16 protein-coding genes are annotated in these 20,910 nt (G+C 67.0%); 5 read left to right on the top strand and 11 right to left on the bottom strand.

The window, feature by feature from the left end; translation table 11 throughout:
* Window positions 1-10 precede the first annotated feature (10 nt).
* The 5 genes from ACIGHN_RS01525 to ACIGHN_RS01505 form a co-directional block, all read right to left on the bottom strand.
* Complete coding sequence (locus tag ACIGHN_RS01525) at window positions 11-1,024, bottom strand: ABC transporter substrate-binding protein (protein ID WP_396502976.1); 1,014 nt, start codon at window positions 1,022-1,024, stop codon at window positions 11-13.
* 50 nt (window positions 1,025-1,074) lie between these two features.
* Window positions 1,075-2,067: a LacI family DNA-binding transcriptional regulator gene (locus ACIGHN_RS01520; protein ID WP_396502975.1), complete on the bottom strand. Its 993-nt coding sequence runs from the start codon at window positions 2,065-2,067 to the stop codon at window positions 1,075-1,077.
* Between the two features lie 137 nt (window positions 2,068-2,204).
* On the bottom strand, window positions 2,205-2,735 hold the full coding sequence (lspA, locus tag ACIGHN_RS01515) for a signal peptidase II (protein ID WP_396502974.1): 531 nt from the start codon (window positions 2,733-2,735) through the stop codon (window positions 2,205-2,207).
* Complete coding sequence (gene ileS / locus ACIGHN_RS01510) at window positions 2,735-5,632, bottom strand: isoleucine--tRNA ligase (RefSeq protein ID WP_396502973.1); 2,898 nt, start codon at window positions 5,630-5,632, stop codon at window positions 2,735-2,737. Before ileS ends, lspA begins: the two co-directional genes overlap by 1 nt.
* A gap of 109 nt (window positions 5,633-5,741) precedes the next feature.
* A complete protein-coding gene (locus tag ACIGHN_RS01505) occupies window positions 5,742-6,800 on the bottom strand; it encodes a bifunctional riboflavin kinase/FAD synthetase (RefSeq protein WP_396502972.1) in 1,059 nt (352 codons plus the stop codon).
* Between the two features lie 169 nt (window positions 6,801-6,969).
* Between ACIGHN_RS01505 and ACIGHN_RS01500 the strand changes: the two genes are divergently transcribed.
* Window positions 6,970-7,527 (top strand): HNH endonuclease, encoded by a 558-nt coding sequence (locus ACIGHN_RS01500; protein ID WP_056415989.1) that lies wholly within the window; start codon window positions 6,970-6,972, stop codon window positions 7,525-7,527.
* Between the two features lie 44 nt (window positions 7,528-7,571).
* Here ACIGHN_RS01500 and ACIGHN_RS01495 read toward each other — a convergent pair whose 3' ends face one another.
* Both ACIGHN_RS01495 and ACIGHN_RS01490 read right to left on the bottom strand, forming a co-directional pair.
* Complete coding sequence (locus ACIGHN_RS01495) at window positions 7,572-8,882, bottom strand: tetratricopeptide repeat protein (protein ID WP_396502971.1); 1,311 nt, start codon at window positions 8,880-8,882, stop codon at window positions 7,572-7,574.
* Window positions 8,883-9,081: 199 nt separating this feature from the next.
* Entirely contained in the window at window positions 9,082-11,052 is a 1,971-nt protein-coding gene (locus tag ACIGHN_RS01490) for an ATP-binding protein (protein WP_396502970.1), read from the bottom strand.
* Window positions 11,053-11,231: 179 nt separating this feature from the next.
* On the opposite strand from ACIGHN_RS01490, the gene ACIGHN_RS01485 reads away from it, so the two are divergent.
* From ACIGHN_RS01485 to ACIGHN_RS01475, 3 genes are all read left to right on the top strand, one after another.
* Complete coding sequence (locus ACIGHN_RS01485) at window positions 11,232-11,921, top strand: response regulator transcription factor (protein ID WP_396502969.1); 690 nt, start codon at window positions 11,232-11,234, stop codon at window positions 11,919-11,921.
* A 169-nt stretch (window positions 11,922-12,090) separates the two neighbouring features.
* Entirely contained in the window at window positions 12,091-14,961 is a 2,871-nt protein-coding gene (locus tag ACIGHN_RS01480; protein ID WP_396502968.1) for an IPTL-CTERM sorting domain-containing protein, read from the top strand.
* Window positions 14,962-15,057: 96 nt separating this feature from the next.
* On the top strand, window positions 15,058-15,597 hold the full coding sequence (locus ACIGHN_RS01475; RefSeq protein WP_056416003.1) for a DUF3617 family protein: 540 nt from the start codon (window positions 15,058-15,060) through the stop codon (window positions 15,595-15,597).
* Window positions 15,598-15,703: 106 nt separating this feature from the next.
* On the opposite strand, the gene ACIGHN_RS01470 is transcribed toward ACIGHN_RS01475, so the two are convergent.
* The 4 genes from ACIGHN_RS01470 to ACIGHN_RS01455 form a co-directional block, all read right to left on the bottom strand.
* Window positions 15,704-17,095 (bottom strand): alpha/beta fold hydrolase, encoded by a 1,392-nt coding sequence (locus tag ACIGHN_RS01470; RefSeq protein ID WP_396502967.1) that lies wholly within the window; start codon window positions 17,093-17,095, stop codon window positions 15,704-15,706.
* A gap of 78 nt (window positions 17,096-17,173) precedes the next feature.
* The gene (locus ACIGHN_RS01465; protein WP_396502966.1) at window positions 17,174-18,289 is read right to left on the bottom strand and encodes an acyl-CoA dehydrogenase family protein; all 1,116 of its coding nucleotides are present in this window, start codon (window positions 18,287-18,289) and stop codon (window positions 17,174-17,176) included.
* A 24-nt stretch (window positions 18,290-18,313) separates the two neighbouring features.
* Window positions 18,314-19,495, bottom strand: a complete 1,182-nt coding sequence (locus ACIGHN_RS01460) for an acyl-CoA dehydrogenase family protein (protein ID WP_056416013.1) — start codon at window positions 19,493-19,495, stop codon at window positions 18,314-18,316.
* Between the two features lie 47 nt (window positions 19,496-19,542).
* Window positions 19,543-20,250 carry a YceH family protein gene (locus tag ACIGHN_RS01455; protein ID WP_396502965.1) on the bottom strand — a complete coding sequence of 236 codons (708 nt, stop codon included), beginning with the start codon at window positions 20,248-20,250 and terminating at the stop codon, window positions 19,543-19,545.
* A gap of 24 nt (window positions 20,251-20,274) precedes the next feature.
* Between ACIGHN_RS01455 and purN the strand changes: the two genes are divergently transcribed.
* Window positions 20,275-20,856 carry a phosphoribosylglycinamide formyltransferase gene (gene purN, locus ACIGHN_RS01450; RefSeq protein WP_056416021.1) on the top strand — a complete coding sequence of 194 codons (582 nt, stop codon included), beginning with the start codon at window positions 20,275-20,277 and terminating at the stop codon, window positions 20,854-20,856.
* The last annotated feature ends 54 nt before the right edge of the window (window positions 20,857-20,910 follow it).

The following is a 20,910-nucleotide window of genomic DNA, read 5'->3' as shown; positions in this document are numbered from 1 at the left end:
AGGTACCTGATTACTTGACTTCGGCCAGATAGCGGTCGGAGAACGCTTTTTGCACCGCGGCCATGCGGCCGTAGTCCACCGTCTTGGCGCGGGCGTAGTCGCTGGCGGGCAGGAAGCGCGCCTGCACGTCCTTGGGCATGGCACTGGCGCGCACCGGGCGCAGGTAGGCATTGGCCCACAGGGCCTGGCCTTCGTCGGAGAGCACGAAGTCCAGCACCTTCTTGCCGTCTGCGGCGTGGGGCGCACCGGCCACCAGGCTCATCACGTAGGGCACCACCAGCGTGCCTTCGGCGGGGATCACGAACTGCACGTTGGCCTGGTCCTTGTACTTGGCGCGGTAGGCGTTGAAGTCGTAGTCGAGCAGGATCGCGATCTCACCCGAGAGCACGCGCGCATACGAGGTCTGCTTGGGCACGATGGGCTCGTTCTTCTGCAGCGCCTTGAAGTAGTCGATGCCGGGGCCGAAGTTTTCCAGCGTGCCGCCGCGCGCCTGGTTGGCGGCCACCGCGCCCACGTAGCCCACGAAGGCGGAGGCCGGGTCCAGGTAGCCGATGAGGCCCTTGTACTCGGGCTTGAGCAGGTCGGCCCAGGACTGCGGCACGGGCTTGCCCTTGAGCGCGTCCACGTTGACCATGAAGCCGAGCGTGCCCGAGTGGATGGTGAACCAGTGGCCGGCCGGGTCCTTGAGGCCGTCGGGGATGTCCTTCCACGCGGCGGGCTGGTAGGGCGCGACCAGGCCGTCCTTTTGCGCCTGGATGGCGAAGGTCACGCCGAGATACGTCACGTCGGCCACGGGGCGGGCCTTCTCGGCCGTCATCTGCGCGAGCGACTGGCCGGAGTTCTTGTTGTCCGGCGGCACGGTGACGCCGGTCCTGGCCTTGATGGCCTTGATCTGGCTGCCCCAGTCGGCCCATTCGGGCGGGCAGTTGTAGCAGATGGCCGTCTGCGCCATGGCGGTGCCAGCGGCGGCCAGGCCGAAGGCCAGCGTGGCGGCGCGCATGAAGTGGGTGAGCGTGTATTTCATCGAAGACTCCTGTGGGACGAGGTGGCGGGGGACGGGGTGAGAACGGGAAGTCATGCGGGCGCGCACGACTCACCGGTGCGAAAGTGGTGGGGCAGGGTCAGCCCTGCATCCGGTGCCAATGGCGTGCCGCTGGCCATGGCCTGCACCAGCAACTGCACGCTGCAGCGGCCGATATCGGCATTGGGCTGTGCGACGGTGCTCAACATGGGGGTGAGGTCCTCGCCCAGGGCGATGCCGTCGAAGCCCACCACGCTCAGGTCGCGCGGCACGGCCAGCCCGGCCAGGTGCGCGGCGCGGATGCTGCGGATGGCCAGCAGGTCGTTGGAGCAGACCAGTGCGGTGGGGCGATCAAGGCCTTGCAGCAGGGCGGTGACGTCTTGCACCGCGGTTTCGATGAAGGGCACTTCGAGCTCCCGCCCAACGGGAAGGCCGACGGCTGCCATGCCGCTGTGAAAGCCGCGGCTGCGCTGCTGCGCCCGGTCGGACGCGGCGAGCTGGCCGCTGACCATGGTGATGCGCCGGTGCCCGAGCGAGACCAGGTGCGCCACCCGCTCGGCCACGGCCTGCTCGCCGTCCACCGACACGCAGGGGTGGTCCGGGTGCCGGTTATAGGCCAGCACGTAGGGCAGGCCTGCCTCGGCCAGGCGCTGCAGTGCGCTCGACGTGGCCGGGTTGGAGACCACCAGGACCATGCCGTCCACACTGCCGGCCAGGAGCAGGTGCACGGCGCGGTTTTCCTGAGCGATCTGGTAGTCGGTGGCAAACGGCAGGATGGCGTAGCCGGCCGCAACGGCTGCCTGCGCCAGGCCCTGCAGGCACTCGGCGAACACGGGGTTGAGCAGGGTGGGCAGCACCACGCCGATGACGCGGCTGCGCTGGGTGCGCAAGGTGCGCGCGCTGGCATTGGGCAGGTAGCCCAGTGCCAGGGCCACCTGCTCCACATGCTCGCGCGTGGCCGGCGTCACCTTGTCGGGCAGGTTGAAGACCCGCGACACGGTGGCGACCGACACGCCCGCCTGGCGGGCCACGTCCTGGATGCTCATGGAACCTCGTTGCTATGTAAACGTTTACATTGGAACGAGGCCGTGTGACGGCGGTATGACCGGGCTCGGGGCCGGCATGAAAAACGGCCCTCGATGGGGCCGTTCAGGGAATGCGGGGCAGGGCAGCCGCCCAGCGGCTATTTGGACCGCTTGACCCGCAACAGTTCATCGAGGATCAGGCAGGCCGCCCCGATGCTGATGGCGGTATCGGCCAGGTTGAAGGCCGGGAAGTGCCCGCCCGGGAACATGCCCGAGAGGAAGTCCCAGTGGAAGTCCAGAAAGTCCACCACGTAGCCGTGCATCAACCGGTCCACCACGTTGCCGACGGCGCCGCCGAGGATGCTGGCGAGCGAGAAGCAAAACAGCTTTTGCCCCGGGTGCGCGCGCAGTTGCCACACGATGAAGATCGTGGCCACCACGCCGATGCCGGTGAACAGCCAGCGCTGCCAGCCGCCCGCATTCGCGAGGAACGAGAACGCCGCCCCGGTGTTGTGGGCCCGCACGATGTTGAAGAAGCCGGTGACGAAGGTGGAGTCGCCGAGCCGGTAGTTGTCCAGGATGAAGGTCTTGGTCAACTGGTCGGCCACCAGCAGGACCACGGCCCAGACGAGCCAGGGCCACATGCTGGCGCCGGAGCGGCCGGAGAGTGAGCTGTTGCCGCGCGCCATCACGCGTGCCTCCGGCTTTCGCCAGCGCCGTACAGGTTGCTGGTGCAACGACCGCAGATGGTGGGGTGCGCGGCATCCTGGCCCACGTCGCTGCGATAGTGCCAGCAACGCTCGCATTTTGTATCAGAACTGGCGCTCACGCTGATCTGTAGAGCGCTACCAGCTACCAATTCGATAGCGGAGGTGATGAACACGAACTTGAGGTCGTCGCCCAGGCTGGCCAGCAGCGCATGGTCTTCGGGCGCCGCGGTCAGCACCACGTTGGCCTGCAGGGACGAGCCCACCTGGCCGCCGGCGCGCAGTGCCTCGATCTCCTTGTTCACCACGTCGCGGATCTCGCGCAGGCGGCTCCACTTGGCCAGCAGGCCTTCGTCGGCCCCTGCGATCGAGCCGTAGGTTTCGAGGAAGATGGAGTCGGACGAGCCGAACACCTTCCACGCCTCTTCGGCGGTGAACGACAGGAACGGCGCCATCCAGCGCAGCATGCCGTGGGTGATGTGGTACAGCGCGGTCTGGGCGCTGCGGCGTGCCAGGCTCTTGGGCGCGGTGGTGTACAGCCGGTCTTTCAGCACATCCAGGTAGAAGCCGCCCAGGTCTTCCGAGCAGTACAACTGCAGCTTGGCCACCACGGGGTGGAACTCGTAGACCTTGTAGTGCGCCAGCACCGTGGCCTGGAACTCGGCCGCGCGCGTCAGCGCGTAGCGGTCGATCTCCAGCATCTGGTCGAACGGCACAGCGTCTGTAGCGGGGTCGAAGTCGCTCACATTGGCCAGCAAGAAGCGCAGCGTGTTGCGGATGCGGCGGTAGGCGTCCACCACGCGCGCCAGGATCTTCTCGTCGCCCGCGATGTCGCCCGAGTAGTCGCTGGCGGCCACCCACAGGCGGATGATTTCTGCGCCGAGCTTCTTGTTGATTTCCTGCGGGTCGATGCCGTTACCGAGCGACTTGCTCATCTTGCGGCCCTGGCTGTCCACGGTGAAGCCGTGGGTCAGCAGGCCGCGGTAGGGCGCGCGGCCTTCGAGCGCCGATGCCAGCAGCAGCGAGCTGTGGAACCAGCCGCGGTGCTGGTCGTGGCCTTCGAGGTACAGGTCGGCCTCGGGGCCGGTGTCGTGGTGCACGTTGGGGTGCGTGCCGCGCAGCACGTGGAAGAACGTGGAGCCTGAGTCGAACCACACCTCCAGGATGTCGGTGCTCTTGGTGTAGCAGACCGCGTCCTCGGCGCCCAGGATCTCCCCGGGCGTCACGCGGCTCCAGGCCTCGATGCCGCCGTTTTCCACGATGGCGGCGGCCTGGTCCATGATCTCCATGGTGCGTGGGTGCAGTTCGCCCGAGTCCTTGTGCAAAAAGAACGGGATGGGCACGCCCCAGCTGCGCTGGCGCGAGATGCACCAGTCCGGCCGGTTGGCGATCATGTCGTGCAGGCGGGTCTTGCCGTTCTCGGGGTAGAAGCTGGTGTGCTCGATGGCGTCCAGCGCGATCTGGCGCAGCGTCTTGGCGGGCTTTTCGCCGGCCTTGGTGAACACGCCTTCGCCTTCGTCCATGCGGATGAACCACTGCGCCGCGGCGCGGTAGATCACCGGCGTCTTGTGGCGCCAGCAGTGCGGGTAGCTGTGGGTGATCTCCTTGGTGGCCATCAGGCGGCCGGCATTGCGCAGCGCCTCGATGACCACGGGCACGGCCTTCCAGATGTGCTGGCCGCCGAACAGCGGGAAGTCCGGCGCATAGGTGCCGTTGCCCTGCACCGGGTTCAGGATGTCGTCCAGCGCCAGACCGTGGGACACGCAGGAGTTGAAATCCTCCAGCCCGTAGGCGGGCGAGGAGTGCACGATACCCGTACCGTCGTCGGCCGTGGCGTAGTCGGCCAGGTACACGGGCGACAGGCGGCGGTAGCCGTAGCTGCCGTCTTCGCTGGCCACGTCGTACAGCGGGTGTTCGAATTCGAGGCCGCCCAGGTTCTTGCCCAGGGTGGTGGCCAGCACCTGGCCGGTGAGGCCATAGCGCTCCAGGCACGAGGCCACCAGCGGTTCGGCCACCAGCAGCAGGCGCTCGCCGGCATCGACCAGCGCGTAGCTGATCTCGGGGTTCAGGTTCAGCGCCTGGTTGGCCGGGATGGTCCACGCGGTGGTGGTCCAGATCACCACGAAGGCGTCCTTGGCGAGCGCGGGCACGCCGAAGGCAGCGGCCAGCTTCGCAGGCTCGTGCGCCTTGAAGGCCACGTCCAGCGTGGTGCTCTTCTTGTCGGCGTATTCGATCTCGAACTCGGCCAGCGAGCTGCCGCAGTCGAAGCACCAGTACACGGGCTTGAGGCCCCGGTACACGAAGCCGCGCTCCATCACGCGCTTGAACGCACGGATCTCGCCCGCCTCGTTGGCGAAGTTCATGGTCTTGTAGGGGTTGTCCCATTCGCCGAGCACGCCCAGGCGCTGGAAGTCGCCCATCTGCTGCGCGATCTGCTCGGTGGCGAACGCGCGGCTCTTGGCCTGCATGTCGTCGCGGCTGAGGTTGCGGCCGTGCTTCTTCTCGATGGCGTTTTCGATCGGCAGGCCGTGGCAGTCCCAGCCGGGCACGTACAGCGCGTCGAAGCCTTCGAGCTGGCGCGCCTTGGTGATCATGTCCTTCAGGATCTTGTTGACCGCGTGGCCCATGTGGATCTGGCCGTTGGCGTAGGGCGGGCCGTCGTGCAGGATGAACTTGGGCGCGCCCCGGCGGGCATCGCGCAGGCGCTTGTAGATGCCCTTGTCGTCCCACTCCTTGACCCAGCCCGGCTCGCGCTTGGGCAGGTCGCCGCGCATGGGGAAGGGGGTGTCGGGCAGGTTCAGGGTGCTGCGGTAGTCCGTGGCGGGGGCGGCGGACGCGGATGCCGAAGCAGGTGCGGAGGTGACGTTGTCGTCGGACATGAGGGGACCTTAAAAACTGAGCATTCCGGGGCGTGCCCGGAAGGGGAGAGGGGGTGCGCGAAAGGGATGTGTGTGCCCGCTCAGGCGGGCGCTGCGGTAAGCAGCCCCCTCAAATTCGGTCGCGCGTGGTCTGGCGCCGGGTCTCGGTGTGCGACGCGATGGCGGCCGTCGCAAAGTAGGCGCGCGCATCGTCGCAGTCCTTGGCGATGCCCGTTGTCAGGGCGTCCAGGCTGTCGTACTTGAGCTCGTCGTGCAGTTTGTGCAGTAGTTCCACCCGCACGATTTTACCGTACGCCCCCTCGGGGCCCAGATCGGCAGGCCATTGCAGGCAGTGGGTTTCCAGCAGCACCCGCCCGCCGTTGACGTCGTTCGGGTCCAGCGAGGGCCGCACGCCCAGGTTGGCCACGCCGGGCAGGGGGGTATCACCCACGTTACCCAGCCCGTGCACCAGCACCGCGAAGATGCCGCTGGCAGCCGGCTTCCAGTGGGCAAAGCGCAGGTTCAGCGTGCGAAAGCCGTCGCCGGCCCCCGCGCTAGTGGCGCCCAGCTCGCGCCCGAGCTTGCGGCCATGCACCACGTGGCCCGAGATGGTGTAGGGCCGCCCCAGCAGGCGCGCCGCGGCTTCCATGTCGCCCCGGCCCAGCGCATCGCGCACGGCCGAGCTCGACACCCGAAGGCCATGCACCTCGTAGCTGTTCATGCGTGCCACGTCGAAGCCCCGGGCCTGGCCGGCGGCGTCCAGCATGGCGTAGTCGCCCGCGCGCTGGCGGCCGAAACGGAAGTCGTCGCCCACCAGCACATAGCGCGCGTTCAGGCCGCGCATCAGCACCTCGTCGATGAACTCGGCCGGCGACTGGGCGGCCAGCCGCGCGTCGAACGGCAGCACCACGGTCTGCTGCACGCCGCAGCGCGCCAGCTCGGTGAGCTTGTCGCGCAGCGTGCCGATGCGGGCCGGCGCCAGTTCGGGCTTGTTGTGGGCCCCGGCGAAGTAGTCGCGCGGGTGGGGTTCGAAGGTCAGCACGCAGCTTTCGACCCCGCGGTGCGCAGCCTCGCTGTTCAGCAGGGCCAGCATGGCCTGGTGGCCCCGGTGCACTCCGTCGAAGTTGCCGATGGTCAGCGCACAGGCGCTGGCGATGCCCCGGTGGTGGAATCCGCGAAAGATCTTCATTGGTTTGTTATCTTTTTGATAGCAGCACGCGCATATCCATCAAGCGCAGGACGCCAATTTGTCATCAAAACGGAGTATATTGTGACCGAGGGGCCTTCCAGAGCAGGGTGGCCCGCGAGACATCCGCGTTCCCATTCCTTGTGATCATTCTTGTTCCAGGAGGCGTGTTTTGAAGGTCTTGAAGCTGTCGGCCCAAGGGCTGCCCCAATCATGGATTTCGCTCGAACAGGCGGTCATCCACTACGCCGCCGATGAGGTGCGCTGGGAATCAGGCGCCCACATCGCCCGGTTCCGCGGTGGGTACAACGCTGTCACCGGCGAGCAGTCGGTGATCGCGGTGAACAGCATCATCGGGACCAAGGGAGTGCCGGGCATCAACCCGTTCGACCTGAAACCCAGCCTCACCAACAGCAAGCTCTTCGCCCGCGACCGCAATGTCTGCGCCTACTGCGGCGGCCATTTCCACGAAGAAGACCTCACGCGCGAACACATCGTGCCCTTTGCCCGCAACGGGCAGGACCACTGGATGAACGTGGTCACGGCCTGCCGCCCCTGCAACCACCGCAAGGGCCCGCGCACCCCCGAGCAGGCCCACATGCCGCTGCTGTACGCGCCCTACATCCCCAGCCTGTGGGAAGACTTCATCCTGCGCAACCGGCGCATCCTGGCCGACCAGATGGAGTTTCTGATGGCGCATGTGCCGAAGTCGTCTCGGCTGCTGGGGTAGGCGAGACCACCGGACGGCCCGTCCGGATGGCGGGCCGCCTCGCGCTATGTCGATTTGTAAGCAGTGACGATGAAACCCGCCACAGGCTGCTGGTTTTCATGGCGTAGCACGGTTTCTTCGATCTCAATCCTGGTAAAACCTGCTGACTTGCACAGGGCTTCCACGTGGCTGCGTTTGTGCGCATAACGCCCGCTGGGCAGCAGGGCCAGGTCAGGGCCAGCTTCGTCAGCCAGTTCGCACGAAAAGATCAGTTCTCCCTCGTCAGCGAGCACCCGGAATGCGTTGGGAACAGCTTGGCTGATGTCCCCCGCATAGATGAAAACATCCAGCGCAGCGATCACCTGGTACAGGCTGTCGGGCGTCTGGCGCAGTGCGTCATGCAGGTTGACCGTATGAAAGCGGTCATAGACGTTGTGTCGCCCCGCCTGCTCGATCATCTTGAGCGACAGGTCCACCCCCACGAGCGCGCCATCCAGGCGACCAAGGCAAACGCCCAGCAAACCGGTGCCGCATCCCAGATCCAGCACGTTGATCTTTTTGTCAGGATGGCGCGCCAGAATCTGGTCCGACACCTGCTTGGGCAACTGGTAGTTCAGACCGCGGACCATGTGCATGTCATAGAACTCGGCCATGCCGTCGAACAGTGGACGGGTGAGATCGGCGGGGTATTCGGCAGGCGTCTCGCCCCGTGCAATCTGATCGTAGTATTGGTATACCTGATTTTCGGGAGCCAGCGTCAACAGCGCCTTCGTGTCTTTCTGCGCTTCGGCATGCTGACCTGCGGCGATGCGTGCTTGCACGCGACCCACCAAAGCTTGCCGGTCTTCGGAGTTGTGTTCCACAAGGACGGTCCACAGCGAAGTGGACTCTTCGTGCTGACCCAGTTCGCTCAGGTCGCGCGCCAGCAGACGGTGCAAAGCGATATCTCCAGGCACCAAATCCAGACCACGGCGAAGGTGGCGCACTGCCATATCCAGGTTGCCCGAACGGTGGGCAATGTCCACCACACCCGCTAGCACCTGCAGGTTGTGGGGCTCGATAGCGGCCACTTTTTCAGCCGTTTCCACAGCTTCCTGAAACTGATTCTGGCGCGCCAACAACAATGCAAGTTCCAGCAGTCCGGGCCCCCAGGCGGGTGCCATCGCCACAGCCTTGCGCAGCGCATCGAAAGCGCCTGGCACATTGCCCGCTTTTTCTGCAAGCAGCCCACCGAGCATGTACACGCGCGCATCCTGAGGCCACGCTGCGTTGGCCTTGTTGAGCGTCAGTGCAGCGTTCTTCAGATCGCCCTTGGCGATCTGCTCGCGGGCTTTGGTCAGGTGCTTGAGGTTGGGGTCGTTCGCTGTAGCGCTCATGGGTGCATAAAGGTTGCGCCAGACCGCCGCGCAGTCTGGAGGGCTCTGGAAGCCCGGGTAAGTAGGAGGGCAAAGAAGGGATTATCCAGGATTCGCAACCAGGCACTGGCGCAGCCAAAACCGCTGGCTTGCGCCGTGCTCGGTTGCTTGGCACTGCGCCTGACTTGGTGTGCCTTGCAGGCGCGGCGCCGTCGTTACGTCACCCGTCACTGGGATGCGTTCGCACCACGCGCTGCGCGCCCAGCGTCAGCGTGAAGCACGCCCCCTCTCCCGGGCGTGACTCCACCGTGATGTCGCCACCATGCAACCGCGCGATGCGGCGGGTCACCCACAGGCCCAGGCCAAAGCCCTTGCTCTGGTCGGTGCGGTCACCGCGCTCGAACCGCTCGAAGATGCGGTTCATCACTTCCAGCGACATGCCCGAGCCTTCGTCTGCCACCGAAATCTCCAGCAGGCCGGAATCGGCCTTGCGGGCTGCGATGAAGATCTCTCCGGCGGCGGCGTACTTGACCGCGTTGTCCACCAGGTTCGACAGCGCAATCCGCACCAGCGTTTCATCACACACCCACTCCTGCGGCGCCGCGTCGGTGAAGAGGCGCAGGTGGTGGCGTGGAGACCAGTGCACCAGCTGGGCCGCGTGTTCCAGCAGATCGGCGATGCGCACGGGGGCGGCCTGCAGCGAGAATCCCGCCGTGTCCAGGCGCTCGCTGATGAGGCAGCTGTCCACCAGAGAGACCAGGCGCCTGCACGCACGGCGGATCTGGGCCGCGCGGTCCTTCTGAGCGGTCAGATCGGGCGAGGGGAAGGCCTGCTGCTCGGCCGCAGCGCTGTCCACCACGGCCAAAGGTGTCCTGAACTCGTGGCTGATCATGTGGAAGAACTGCCGCTGTTCGAGCCGCAGCTCCCGCTCGTTGCGCAGCGCCTGCCCCAGTGCGATCTGGGCCTGCGACAGCTCCGAGGTCCGCTGTTCGATGCGCTCTTCCAGCGACTGCTCGGACTGCGCGAGCCGCGCGATCGCCAGGTCCTTGACGCGCTGGATATCCCGGTAGCGCACCACCAGCCCCACGAACACCGCGCAGGCGATCAATGCGGTGAAGATGATGACCTCCAGCTGCCACAGGGCGGTGGCATCGATGTTCCAGTGCAAGGCGCCGGTCTGGATGATGGTGATGGGCACACCCGCCACCGCATGAAGGCCGTAGGCTGCAAGGAGCAGGGTGTGCAGCGCCCGCCGCTCGCGCCTTTGCAGCGCGAGCAGGCACAGGGCGATCGCTATCACATCGCTGGTGATCAGCGACAGCAGATTGAGCCAGGCCACGGACCCATAGAACCCCAGAGGAACACTGAGCGTTCCTGCCAGATTGAGTGCGACCAGTCCGATGAGCACCTGGTCCGTGCGGCGGTAGCGGCTGGTGCGCGACAGCTGCTGCCGGATCTGCCACGCCAGCGTGGCGGCGAGCAGGAAGGCACCGATCCCGACGGCGTGGCTCGCCAACTGCGTGAGGGACGGCGGTGCCCAGAGGCTGGCGTACCCGCGCACATTCAGGATGTGGACGAAGCTCACGGTGCCGAGTACGGCGAGGGCCCACAGCGTGTGGGTCCGAAAGACGGCCGCACCAGCCCATATGCCCAGCAGCAGCGCGGCCATGGCGCCGAAGAAGAGCCCCATGGCACGTTCCGAGCCTGCCACGGCGGTCGCCAGGGCCTGCGTGCCCAATACGATGCCCTGCCATTGCATGGCGCTCGTGGTTTCGATGCGGATGATCGCGGTGGCACCGGGCGTCAGGCGGAACAGGTGTTGGCGCACGCCCGATTTCTGCAGGGAGGGCACATGGTCGCCGCTGATCTGCGCGGACCAGTCCCCGGTGGCGCTGCGCTGGTACAGCGTGATGGAGTCCAGGTAGGTGGGCTGCGCCAGCAGCCACAAGGCCCCGTCGGCGGCGTCCGGCGGCAGCGCCGGCACGTCAAAGCGCAGCCACACGGGGTGGTTCAGGTAGCCCGCGCTGAGCGACTGGCGCAAGCGCGAGACACCCTCGGCCGCGCCGGCCGTCGCCACATCGTCGGGGCCCAGCCGGCGGTCCGGATCATCCAGCCGGTCCATCGGAACGTCCCACCCCAACTGCCAGCGAGCGGCAGGCTGCAGTGCGTTGGCGTGTGAAAACAACGCCATGAAAACAAGCAGCCCCACCAGCAACTGTGGGCCCAGCCAATGGGCAGCGCGTGGCCATGTTCTTCGGGACGCGTTCATCGTGAGTATTCGTGAGTTCTTGTGCATGGCTCGGTGCAAAACGCACTGCGACAATAGTACGTATCCAACTGTTTCCAACCCGCGAAGCCCCCATTTTTTCCATGTCTGCCGAAGCCACGATCGCAGTCGTCGAAGACGACGAGGACATCCGCAGCAATGTGTGCAGCTATCTTGCGCGCTCGGGTTTTCGCGCGTGGGGCGCCGAGTCGGCCGAAGACTTCTACGTACAGCTGCTGCGCCAGCACGCTGACCTGGTGGTGGTGGACATCGGCCTGCCCGGTGAAGACGGTCTGAGCCTGCTCGCGCGGCTGGCCGCCCAAGGCGTGTCCACGGTGCTCATGACAGCCCGCGCTGATCTCGACAGCCGCATCGCGGGGCTCGAGGCCGGTGCCCTGCAGTATTTCGTCAAGCCCGTCGACATGCAGGAGTTGGTGGCCGGTATCCGCTCGCAGCTGCGCAACAGGCGGCTGCAGGGACAGGGCATGGGAGACGCCTCAGCCGCCGTGCCGTGGCAGCTCGATGCCTCGGCAGCCACGCTGCGCGCACCCAACCAGCAGGTGGTGGCCCTGACCACGAGAGAGCTGGAACTGCTGTCGTGCCTGCTGGAGAGCCCTGGCGTGCTGGTGAGCAAGCAGCTGCTGGTGCAGGCCGTGGGCGGCCGCAATCTGGACGACGACTTTCATCGCATCGAGTCGGCCCTGACGCGCCTGCGGCGCAAAACGATGGACGACACCGGCCTGGCATTGCCGGTGCGCGCAGTCTTTGGAAAAGGGCTCGTGTTCGCCACATGAATTGACCCACCACACGCAGGCCGGTTGACGAGGCGCTGAACGCTCCGAACGACCGCCTTTCACCCCCCCCATTTTTTGGTTGTGCATGCCGCAAGGCAGGGCGCAGCCTGGGCCGGACTCGGCCCGCAGGTTTTGACAACAGAGACTGGTTCACAGAGGAGATGGCAAATTGATCACCGAAAATTTTCCTGCGGGGACGCGCGAAGGGCCTGCCAGGTTCCTGCGCCACTTGGGCGTGTTGCTGCTGGGTTTGCTGGTGCTGGCGGCCACGGCAGGTTCCGCGCGTGCGGCCTTCGTGAACGGCGGCTTCGAGAACGACCTGGCCAACTGGAACGTCCGGCACCTGCGTGTGCCCAGTACCGGCATTCCCCTGGCCAACTTTCCGCCGGACACCGAAAGTGATCTCGGGCTCACGACCAACACGACTTCCACGCCCGCTCCCACCGATGCGGTGGGCAATGGCTCCGACACCAACGTCAATGGGCAGGTGCGCTTTCCGCTGTACGGCGCCAAGAGCGCGCGCGTCAACTACCTGGGTGCCCAGAACCGCGCTGCGTCCATCGACCAGACGGCCGTGATGACGCTGGGCGACGTGGACCCGTCCGACGGCAAGGCGCACGTGCGTTTTGCGATTGCGCCCGTGCTGCAAAACCCCGGGCATTCGGGGCAGGAGCAACCGTACTTCTTTGTCGAGGTGTACAACATCACCAAGAACAAGCAGCTGTTCTACACCTTCAACTTCTCCGGCCAGTCGGGCGTGCCGTGGCAGACGGTGGGCGGCTTTCAGTACACCAACTGGCAGACCATCGACATCGCACCCGGTGCGGGCATTCTGGATGTGGGCGACCAGGTCAAGGTCACCGTGATCGCCGCGGGCTGCAGCCAGAGCGGGCACTCGGGCCACATCTATGTGGATTCCGGTGCGGGGCTCACCAACCTGCCCGGTCCCGGCATCAAGGCCGATGCGCCGGAATACGCTGCCGCCGGTGGCAGCGTGGCCTACACCTACTCCTATTCCAACCAGGGTGACGTGCCGCTGACGAGCACGGTGGTGACCATCGTGTCTCCGCAGGACAACACGCCCGGAACGCCGAAGAACCTGCGCGTGGATCCCGCCACCGTGCCGGGCACCTGCTCGGTCAGTACCTCCGGGGCGGCGGGCAACCAGATCGACACGGTGTCGTGCCCGCTCGGCACGCTCAACCCGGGCAGCAGCGGCACCCTCCCGCTGTCGTTCCTCACGCCGGGTGCCACCACAGGCCCCATCAACCACGGCAACTACTCCATCGTCGGCGACGCCATATCGCCCCTGCTGGGGCCTTTGGTGCAAAGCCAGATCACGACTGACCCGCTGGTGGACCTGAGCGTGAGCCTGTCGGACGGGCAAAGCGCCGTGATCTGGGGCCAGGCCCTCACGTACACCCTGTCCGTGACCAACCTGGGCCCCACGGCGGTGCCTGCGGGCACGACCATCCAGGAGTCCGCTCCCTCGTCGTTGACCAACATCACCTGGACCTGCGCAGCCAGCGGGGGCGCGGTCTGCCCAGTGCCTTCGGGCACCGGCGCGGTGAGCCAGATCCTGCCGGACCCGGTGCCGGTGGGTGGCACCCTCACGTACACGATTTCCGCGCAGGCCGACCCGGCAGGCAGCGGCGCCGGCACCATCCTGCACACCGCGGCCGTGACTGCTCCGGTGAGCGTGAAGGACCGCGAGAGCTCCAACAACACCGCCACGGATTCCGACCCCGTGGGCCTGGGCTTGTTCAATCTCGCGGTCAACAAGATCGGCACGGGCACGGTGACGTCGGTGCCTTCGGGCATCACCTGCGGCGCCACCTGCACCACCGACGCGCCGGGCGGCTCGCAGGTCATCCTGTACGCCACCGCGCCCTCGGGATCGATCTTCTCGGGCTGGAGCGGCGGTGGCTGCTCCGGCACGGCCACCAGCTGCACCGTGTCCATGGATGCCTCCAAGACCGTGACGGCCAACTTCACGGTGCCCCTGGACGTGACGCCCGTGGTGGGCGCCAACGGCGCGGTCAGCCCTGCGGTCACGCAGCCCGTGGCACCGGGCGGCACCACGTCGTTCACCGTCACGCCCAACGCGGGCTATGCGCCCGTCATCACCGACAACTGCGCAGCCGGCGGCACGCAGACCGGTGGCGCCCTGGTGGGCAGCACCTACACCACCAACGCCATCGCACAAAACTGCACGGTCAACTTCAGCTTCGTGAATGCCGGCGTGGCCACGGTCACGCCCACGGTGGGCACGGGGGGCTCCATCACGCCCAACGCGCCCAAGACGGTGGTGATCGGCGGCTCTGCCGCCTACGTGGTCACCCCCACCACCGGCTACAGCCCCGGCACGCCCACCGGCACCTGCCCTGCAGGTACGTGGTCCGGCACCACCTACACCATCGCTCCGGTGGCGGCCAACTGCTCGGTGAACTTCGTGTTCATCGGCCCGGTGGCGGTCACGGCCTCGGTGGCCTCGGGCAGCGGCGTGGTCAGCCCTGCGTCGCAGTCGGTGGCCGTGGGCGGCACGGCGGTGATCACGCTCACGCCAGGGGCCGGGCAGCGCGCCACCCTGGCGGCCGGCAGCACCTGCACGGGCGGCAGCTTCAATGCCGACACCACGGTCTACACCATCCCCGCGGTGGCGGGCGCATGCTCCGCAGCGTTCGCGTTCGTGCCCAACCCGGTGGTGACCGGATCGGTGCTGTCGGGCACCGGCACGGTGTCGCCGGCGTCCCAGTCCGTGATGCCCGGCGCCAGCGCCGTGTTCACGCTCGCTCCCGGTGCCGGCATGCGTGCGGCGCTGGACGCCTCCAGCACCTGCACGGGCGGCAGCTTCAACGCAGGCTTCACCACCTACACCGTGCCCGCCGTGGCGGCGGACTGCACGGCAGTGTTCCGGTTCGCCCCGGCCATGGCGGCAGGCCCCGCGTCCATCCCCACGTTGTCCGAGTGGGGCATGATCATCCTGTCGGCCCTGCTGGCACTCATGGCCTGGGTGCACCGGCGCCGATTCGGCGGCTGACGCAGCCGAAACTCTCGATCCGAAGTGCACTGGTGCACTCTCCGAACCGTGCCAAGGCCCCTGCGTGGGGCTTTGGCACTCCACTTGTCTCGATCCATGAAAAAAATCGCCTTGGCCGTTGCGGCTGTGTCACTGTCGTCCGGCGTCGTCGTGGTGCCGCTGGCGCATGCCGATGCCTTGCCCGTGCGCAAGCCCGGCCTGTGGGAGGTGTCGATCGTCGGCGCCGGCCAGTCCGTCATGCGCCAGCAGAAGGTTCTGCAGTGCACGGCGAACGAGGTGGATGCCGTGACCATGCTCGCCGTGGTGCCCGGCCAGGAGCACTGCCACGAGACCGCGGTCAAGAAGGAGGGCGGCCAGTTCACCGTGCAGACCGTGTGCTTCGTGCACGACAACCGGGTCACCGCACGCATTCGGCTCAGCGGTGACTTTCAACAGTCCTACCAGGGCGACTTCGAAGTGGCCTATTCAAAGCCCGTCGCCAACAGCAGCCCCGGCGTGACCCAGTTCAGCGGGCGCCGCGTGGGGGACTGCAAGGCGGGCATGAAGCCATCGGACATGGTGTTGCCCAATGGCATCACCGTGAACATCGTCGAGAGCCTCAAGCAGCGCGAAAGCCACGACGGGCATCGGCACTGAGCCGTGGCCGGCCCTTGGGCCGACCGAGCGTAAAAAAGCCCCACAGGTGCGCCCTGTGGGGCTTTTTTTGTGCGCAGGCTCTGGGCTGCCGGATCAAGGGCAGGCGTTATTGGCTGATCTCCAGCATCACCACATGCCCCTGGGCTGCAGGCCAGGTCTGGCCCACCACGCGCTCGCCGTTGAACTCGGCGGCAATGGGGCGCTGGCCGCCTGCGGGCTTGATCTTGGCCGACGCGGCGCCGGCGCCGGCCGGCACGCCGGCGGGCGGGGCACCGTCCAGCAGCATCTTGTCGCGGGCCGGGTCCAGGTAGCCTCGGGGGCGGGTCAGGGTGACGATGGCGTCGGCGGTCTTGTCGGCGTCGGCGATGCGTTCGGGGCGCAGGTGGATCAGCTCGCTGCCGCGGGGAAAGCCGCTGCGGTAGATGTGGGTCGTGGCGTAGCCCGGCGCGGAGATCACGAACTCCAGGGGCACGCCGGGCTGGGTGGTCAGCGGGCCCCACAGGCCGTCCGTGCCCACGGTCTTCTTCAGCAGGGCGCCACCGGCGCGGGCGCCGGTGGCCGGGTCGGTGGCGTACACCTCGAGCTGCGCGCCGGGCAGGGGCAGGTTGTTGCTGAAGTTGCCGGTCTTGGCATCGGCCGAGTCCACGCCCAGGCCGGTGATCTTGCCGTTCAGCACCACGGATTTTTCAGCCGCGACGTCGGTGCGCGCGGGGGCCTTGCCGGTGATGAAGCGGTAGGTGGCTTCGAACGCGGCGGGCGAGTACGAGGTCTCGCGGTGGTCGATGCGCGGGATCACCACATTGGTCGCACCCTTGAGCTCGGGCCCTGCGGCGGTGACGTTGGTGGGCGTGCCTTTCTGGCCGATCCACAGGCCGTCGGGCTGCGCGAACTTGTCGTTGTTGTCCGAGCGGATGGTCATCCACTTCACGGGGCCACTCACCTCGTCGCCCGCGGCGTTCTTGGGGGTGTTCAGGGCCTTGAGGAACGGGCCGGTGCCCGAGAATTCGTTGCCTTCGCGAAAGCCCGCGATCGCCCACACGCCGTGGTTGGGCGTGCCGCCCAGGATGGCGTGGCTCACGGTCTGGTCGCCGCCGCCGTTGTAGATGTAGTTGCGGATCGCGTTGCCGCCGCGCGAGTTGCCCATCAGCACGACCTGGCGCGCGCCGGTGGCCTTGATCACCTTGTCCACCTCGGCCTTCAGGTAGGCCATGTGCTCGGCCGCGGAGGTGCGGCCCGGCTGGGGCTTGGCGTCGTCATCGCGCGAGAGCGGGTAGGGCACGTCGATGGCGTGCAGGCGCTCGCGCGGCCAGCCGTTGGACTCGAAGCGCCAGGCGGTGGTCTGCCACAGCGCGGCGGTGTCGCCGTTGCCGTGCACGAAGACGATGGGCGGGGCCTCAGCCAGGCTGGGGCTGCGGGTGGCGCAGCCGGCCAGGGCCAGGCCGGCGGCCACGGCCGTGGCGAGCAGCAGGGACCGGCGGGGCAGGAAAAGCGTGTTCATCGGAGGGTCTCCAGAAATAAAAAATGCCCGTGGACCGGGGAATCCACGAGCATGGCATGCGGGTGTTACGCGCCTGCGTCAGGCAAACACGCCCGCCGTGTCCTGCATGCGGGCCGACACTTCGCCCAGGTGGTGCAGCGTGTCGCCGAACGTCATCTCCAGCTGCGTGAGCTTCTTGAAGTAGTGGCTGCCGATGTACTCGTCCGTCACGCCGATGCCGCCGTGCAGCTGCACCGACTGCTGCCCCACGAAGCGCATCGACTGGCCCAGCTGCACCTTGGCGCGCGCCATGGCGGCGCGGCGTTCGGCCGCCGGAGCGCCCAGCTTCAGGCTGGCGTAGTAGCTCATCGAGCGCGCGAGTTCGAGCTGCATCTTCATGTCGGCCACGCGGTGGCGCAGCGCCTGGAAGCTGGCGATGAACACGCCGAACTGCTTGCGCTGGTTCATGTACTCGACGGTGAGCGCCACCGTCTTGTCCATCACGCCCACAGCCTCGGCGCAGGTGGCGGCGATGCCGGTGTCCACGGCCAGCTCCAGCGCGGCCAGGCCGTCGGTGGTGATGAGCGTGGCGGGCGCGTTGGCCAGCTGCAGTTCGGCCGCACGGCTGCCGTCCTGCGTGACGTAGCCACGCGTGGTCACGCCAGCGGCGGAGCGCTCCACCAGGAAGAGGGCGATCTTGCCGTCCAGCTGTGCGGGCACGATGAAGGCATCGGCCTGGTCACCAGCGGCCACTATGCTTTTGGTAGCTGTCAGCGCATACCCGGATTGCGCTGCGGCCGCTTTGGCCTCACACACATCCAGGCGGTAGCGTGCCTTGCGTTCCTGATAAGCCAGCACCACCAGCGCTTCGCCGCTGGCCACGCGGGGCAGCCAGGCGGCTTGCACGTCGGCCGTGCCGTACTGCGACAGCACGCTGCTGGCGATGAAGGCCTGGGCAATGGGCTCGAGCACCATGCCGCGGCCCAGTTCCTCGGCCACCACCATGGCGTCGATGGCGCCCTGGCCCAGGCCGTCGTGGGCCTCGGGCACGGTCAGGGCGGTCAGGCCCAGCTCGGCCAGCTCGCCCCAGGCGGCGCGGTCGAAGCCGCCAGCGGCCACGGCAGCGCGGCGGCGCTCGAAGGTATAGCCCTTGTCCACCCACTTGCGCACGGCGTCGCGCAGTTGTTCCTGGTCGTCAGAAAAATCGAAATCCATGTTCTTGTCTCCTGGAACTTGGGTTCAGCCGAGGACGGTCTGAGCCACGATATTGCGCTGCACTTCGTTGGAACCACCGTAGATCGTGGTCTTGCGCAGGTTGAAGTAGGTGGACGCCAGGGGCGCGTTGGCGGTGACGCCGCCGGGGAAGTTTCCTTGCCAGCCAGCTTCCATCGCCTCTTCGATGAAGGGCAGGCTGAACGGGCCGGCGGCCAGCATCATCAGCTCGGCGTAGCGCTGCTGGATCTCGCTGCCGCGGATCTTCAGGAGGCCCGCGATGTCGAGCGAGTTCTTGCCCGACTTCTCGGCCGACAGCACGCGCAGCACCAGCATCTCCAGCGCCACGATGTCCACTTCGAGCAGCGCGATCTGGTCACGGAAACGCGGGTCCTCCCACACGCCTTCGGCCTTGGCGATGCGCTTCAAGCGCTCCAGTTCGCGCTTGCTGCGGTTCACGTCGGCGATGTTGGTGCGCTCGTGCGACAGCAGGTGCTTGGCATAGGTCCAGCCCTTGTTTTCCTCGCCGATCAGGTTCTCGGCGGGCACTTCGACGTTGTCGAAGAACACTTCGTTGACCTCGCACTCGCCGTCGAGCAGCTTGATGGGGCGCACGGTCACGCCCTTGGACTTCATGTCCAGCAGCAGGAAGGAGATGCCGGTCTGTGGCTTGCCTTCGGTGCTGGTGCGCACCAGGTTGAACATCCAGTCGCCGTACTGGCCGAGGGTCGTCCAGGTCTTCTGGCCGTTGACGATGTACTTGTCGCCCACGCGCTCGGCGCGGGTCTTGACCGAGGCCAGGTCCGAGCCCGAGCCCGGTTCGCTGTAGCCCTGACTCCACCACACCTCGCCGCTGGCGATGCCGGGCAGAAAGCGCTTTTGCTGCTCGGCGTTGCCAAAAGCCATGATCACCGGGGCCACCATCACCGGGCCGAAGGGGATGATGCGCGGTGCGCCGGCCAGCGCGCACTCTTCTTCGAACAAATGCTTTTGCACGGCCGTCCAGCCGGGGCCGCCGAATTGCTGGGGCCAGCCGAAGCCCAGCCAGCCCTTCTTGCCCAGGATCTTGGCCCAGCCCTGCAAATCGTCGCGGGTCAGGCGCAGGGCGTTGTGCACCTTGTGCGAAATTTCTTTGGGCAGGTTGGCGTGAACCCAGGCGCGAATCTCTTCGCGGAAGGCCTGCTCTTCAGGGGTGAATGCGAGATCCATGCGGTTTGTCTCCAAGTGATCCCGCATTTGTAGCACGGTCGTTCGTTTTAGTCCTGTCCGGGTGGCGACATTTCGTCGGGGATGCCCAGCTCAGCACACAGCCGCTGCACCGTGGCCTGCAGGGCGGCCACCTGGGCTTCGAGGGCGTCCACGCGGGCCTGCAGCGCAGCGGGTGCGCTGCCTCCGCCACTGCTGCTGCTGTTGCCGCTGGCCGGCGCGGCAGCGCTGGCGATGTCCACCGGGCCGCACAGCAGGTGCGCCCAGCGCTGCTCGCGCGCACCGGGGGCACGCGGCAGCAGCACGACCAGCGGGCCGCCCTTTTCGGCACTGCGCTCCTGCAGTTCGTCCAGAAAGGCCTCGACGGACGAGATGTCGGCAAAGCGGTACCAGCGTTCGGCGTTGATGCGCAGCTCGCCCGCCGTCTGAGGGCCGCGCAGCATCAGCAGGCCCAGCAGCACGGCCGACTGCTCGGGCACGCCCACGCCGCGCTGAAAGTTGTGCTCCCAGCGCGTGGTGCGGTTGCCGCTGCTCTCGATGGCCAGCGTCAGGCGCTTGAGCGAATCCAGCGCCTCCTGCGCTTCGGCGTCGCTCAGGTTCATCACCGGATCGCGGCTGGTCTTCTGGTTGCAGCCGGTGACCAGTCCGTTGAGCGACATGGGGTAGCTGTCGGGCACGGTGCGGGCTTTCTCCATCAGGGTGGCCAGCACGCGGGCTTCGTGGAGGGTGAGGGGACGGATGGCGGGGTCGAAGGGCATGGCTGGGATAATCCGGTGCAATTTATGAAGAACATCGTCATTTTGATCTCGGGCAGCGGCTCCAACATGGCGGCCATCGTCCGCACCGCGCAGCAAGAGAACTGGGAGCAGCGCTACGGCGCCCGCGTGGTGGCCGTCGTCAGCAACAAACCCGAGGCCGCCGGCCTGGCCTTTGCGCGCGAGCAGGGCATGGCCGCCGAGGCGCTGGACCACAAGGGCTTTGCCACCCGCGAGGCCTTCGATGCCGAACTGTCCGCGCTGATCGACCGGCACGAGCCCGCACTGGTGGTGCTGGCAGGCTTCATGCGCATTCTGACCCCCGGCTTCGTGGAGCGGTATGCGGGGCGGCTGATCAACATCCATCCGTCCCTGCTGCCGGCCTTCACCGGCCTGCACACGCACCAGCGCGCCATCGACGCGGGCTGCAAGGTGGCGGGCGTCACCGTGCACCAGGTGACGGCGGAGCTGGATGTGGGCCCCATCCTGGACCAGGCCGTGGTGCCGGTGTTGCCCGGCGACACGGCCGACACGCTGGCGGCCCGCGTGCTCACGCAGGAACATGTCATCTACCCCCGCGCCGTGCGGGCGCTGGTGCAGCGGCTGTAGACGCCGGTGTGCGCGCAATCCGTCATTGATGCGCTATAAAATCAATAGCTGATT

It is taken from the genome of Acidovorax sp. NPDC077693, assembly GCF_044542805.1.
Taxonomy (GTDB): domain Bacteria; phylum Pseudomonadota; class Gammaproteobacteria; order Burkholderiales; family Burkholderiaceae_C; genus Acidovorax.
This window is presented reverse-complemented; position numbering and strand designations above follow the sequence as displayed.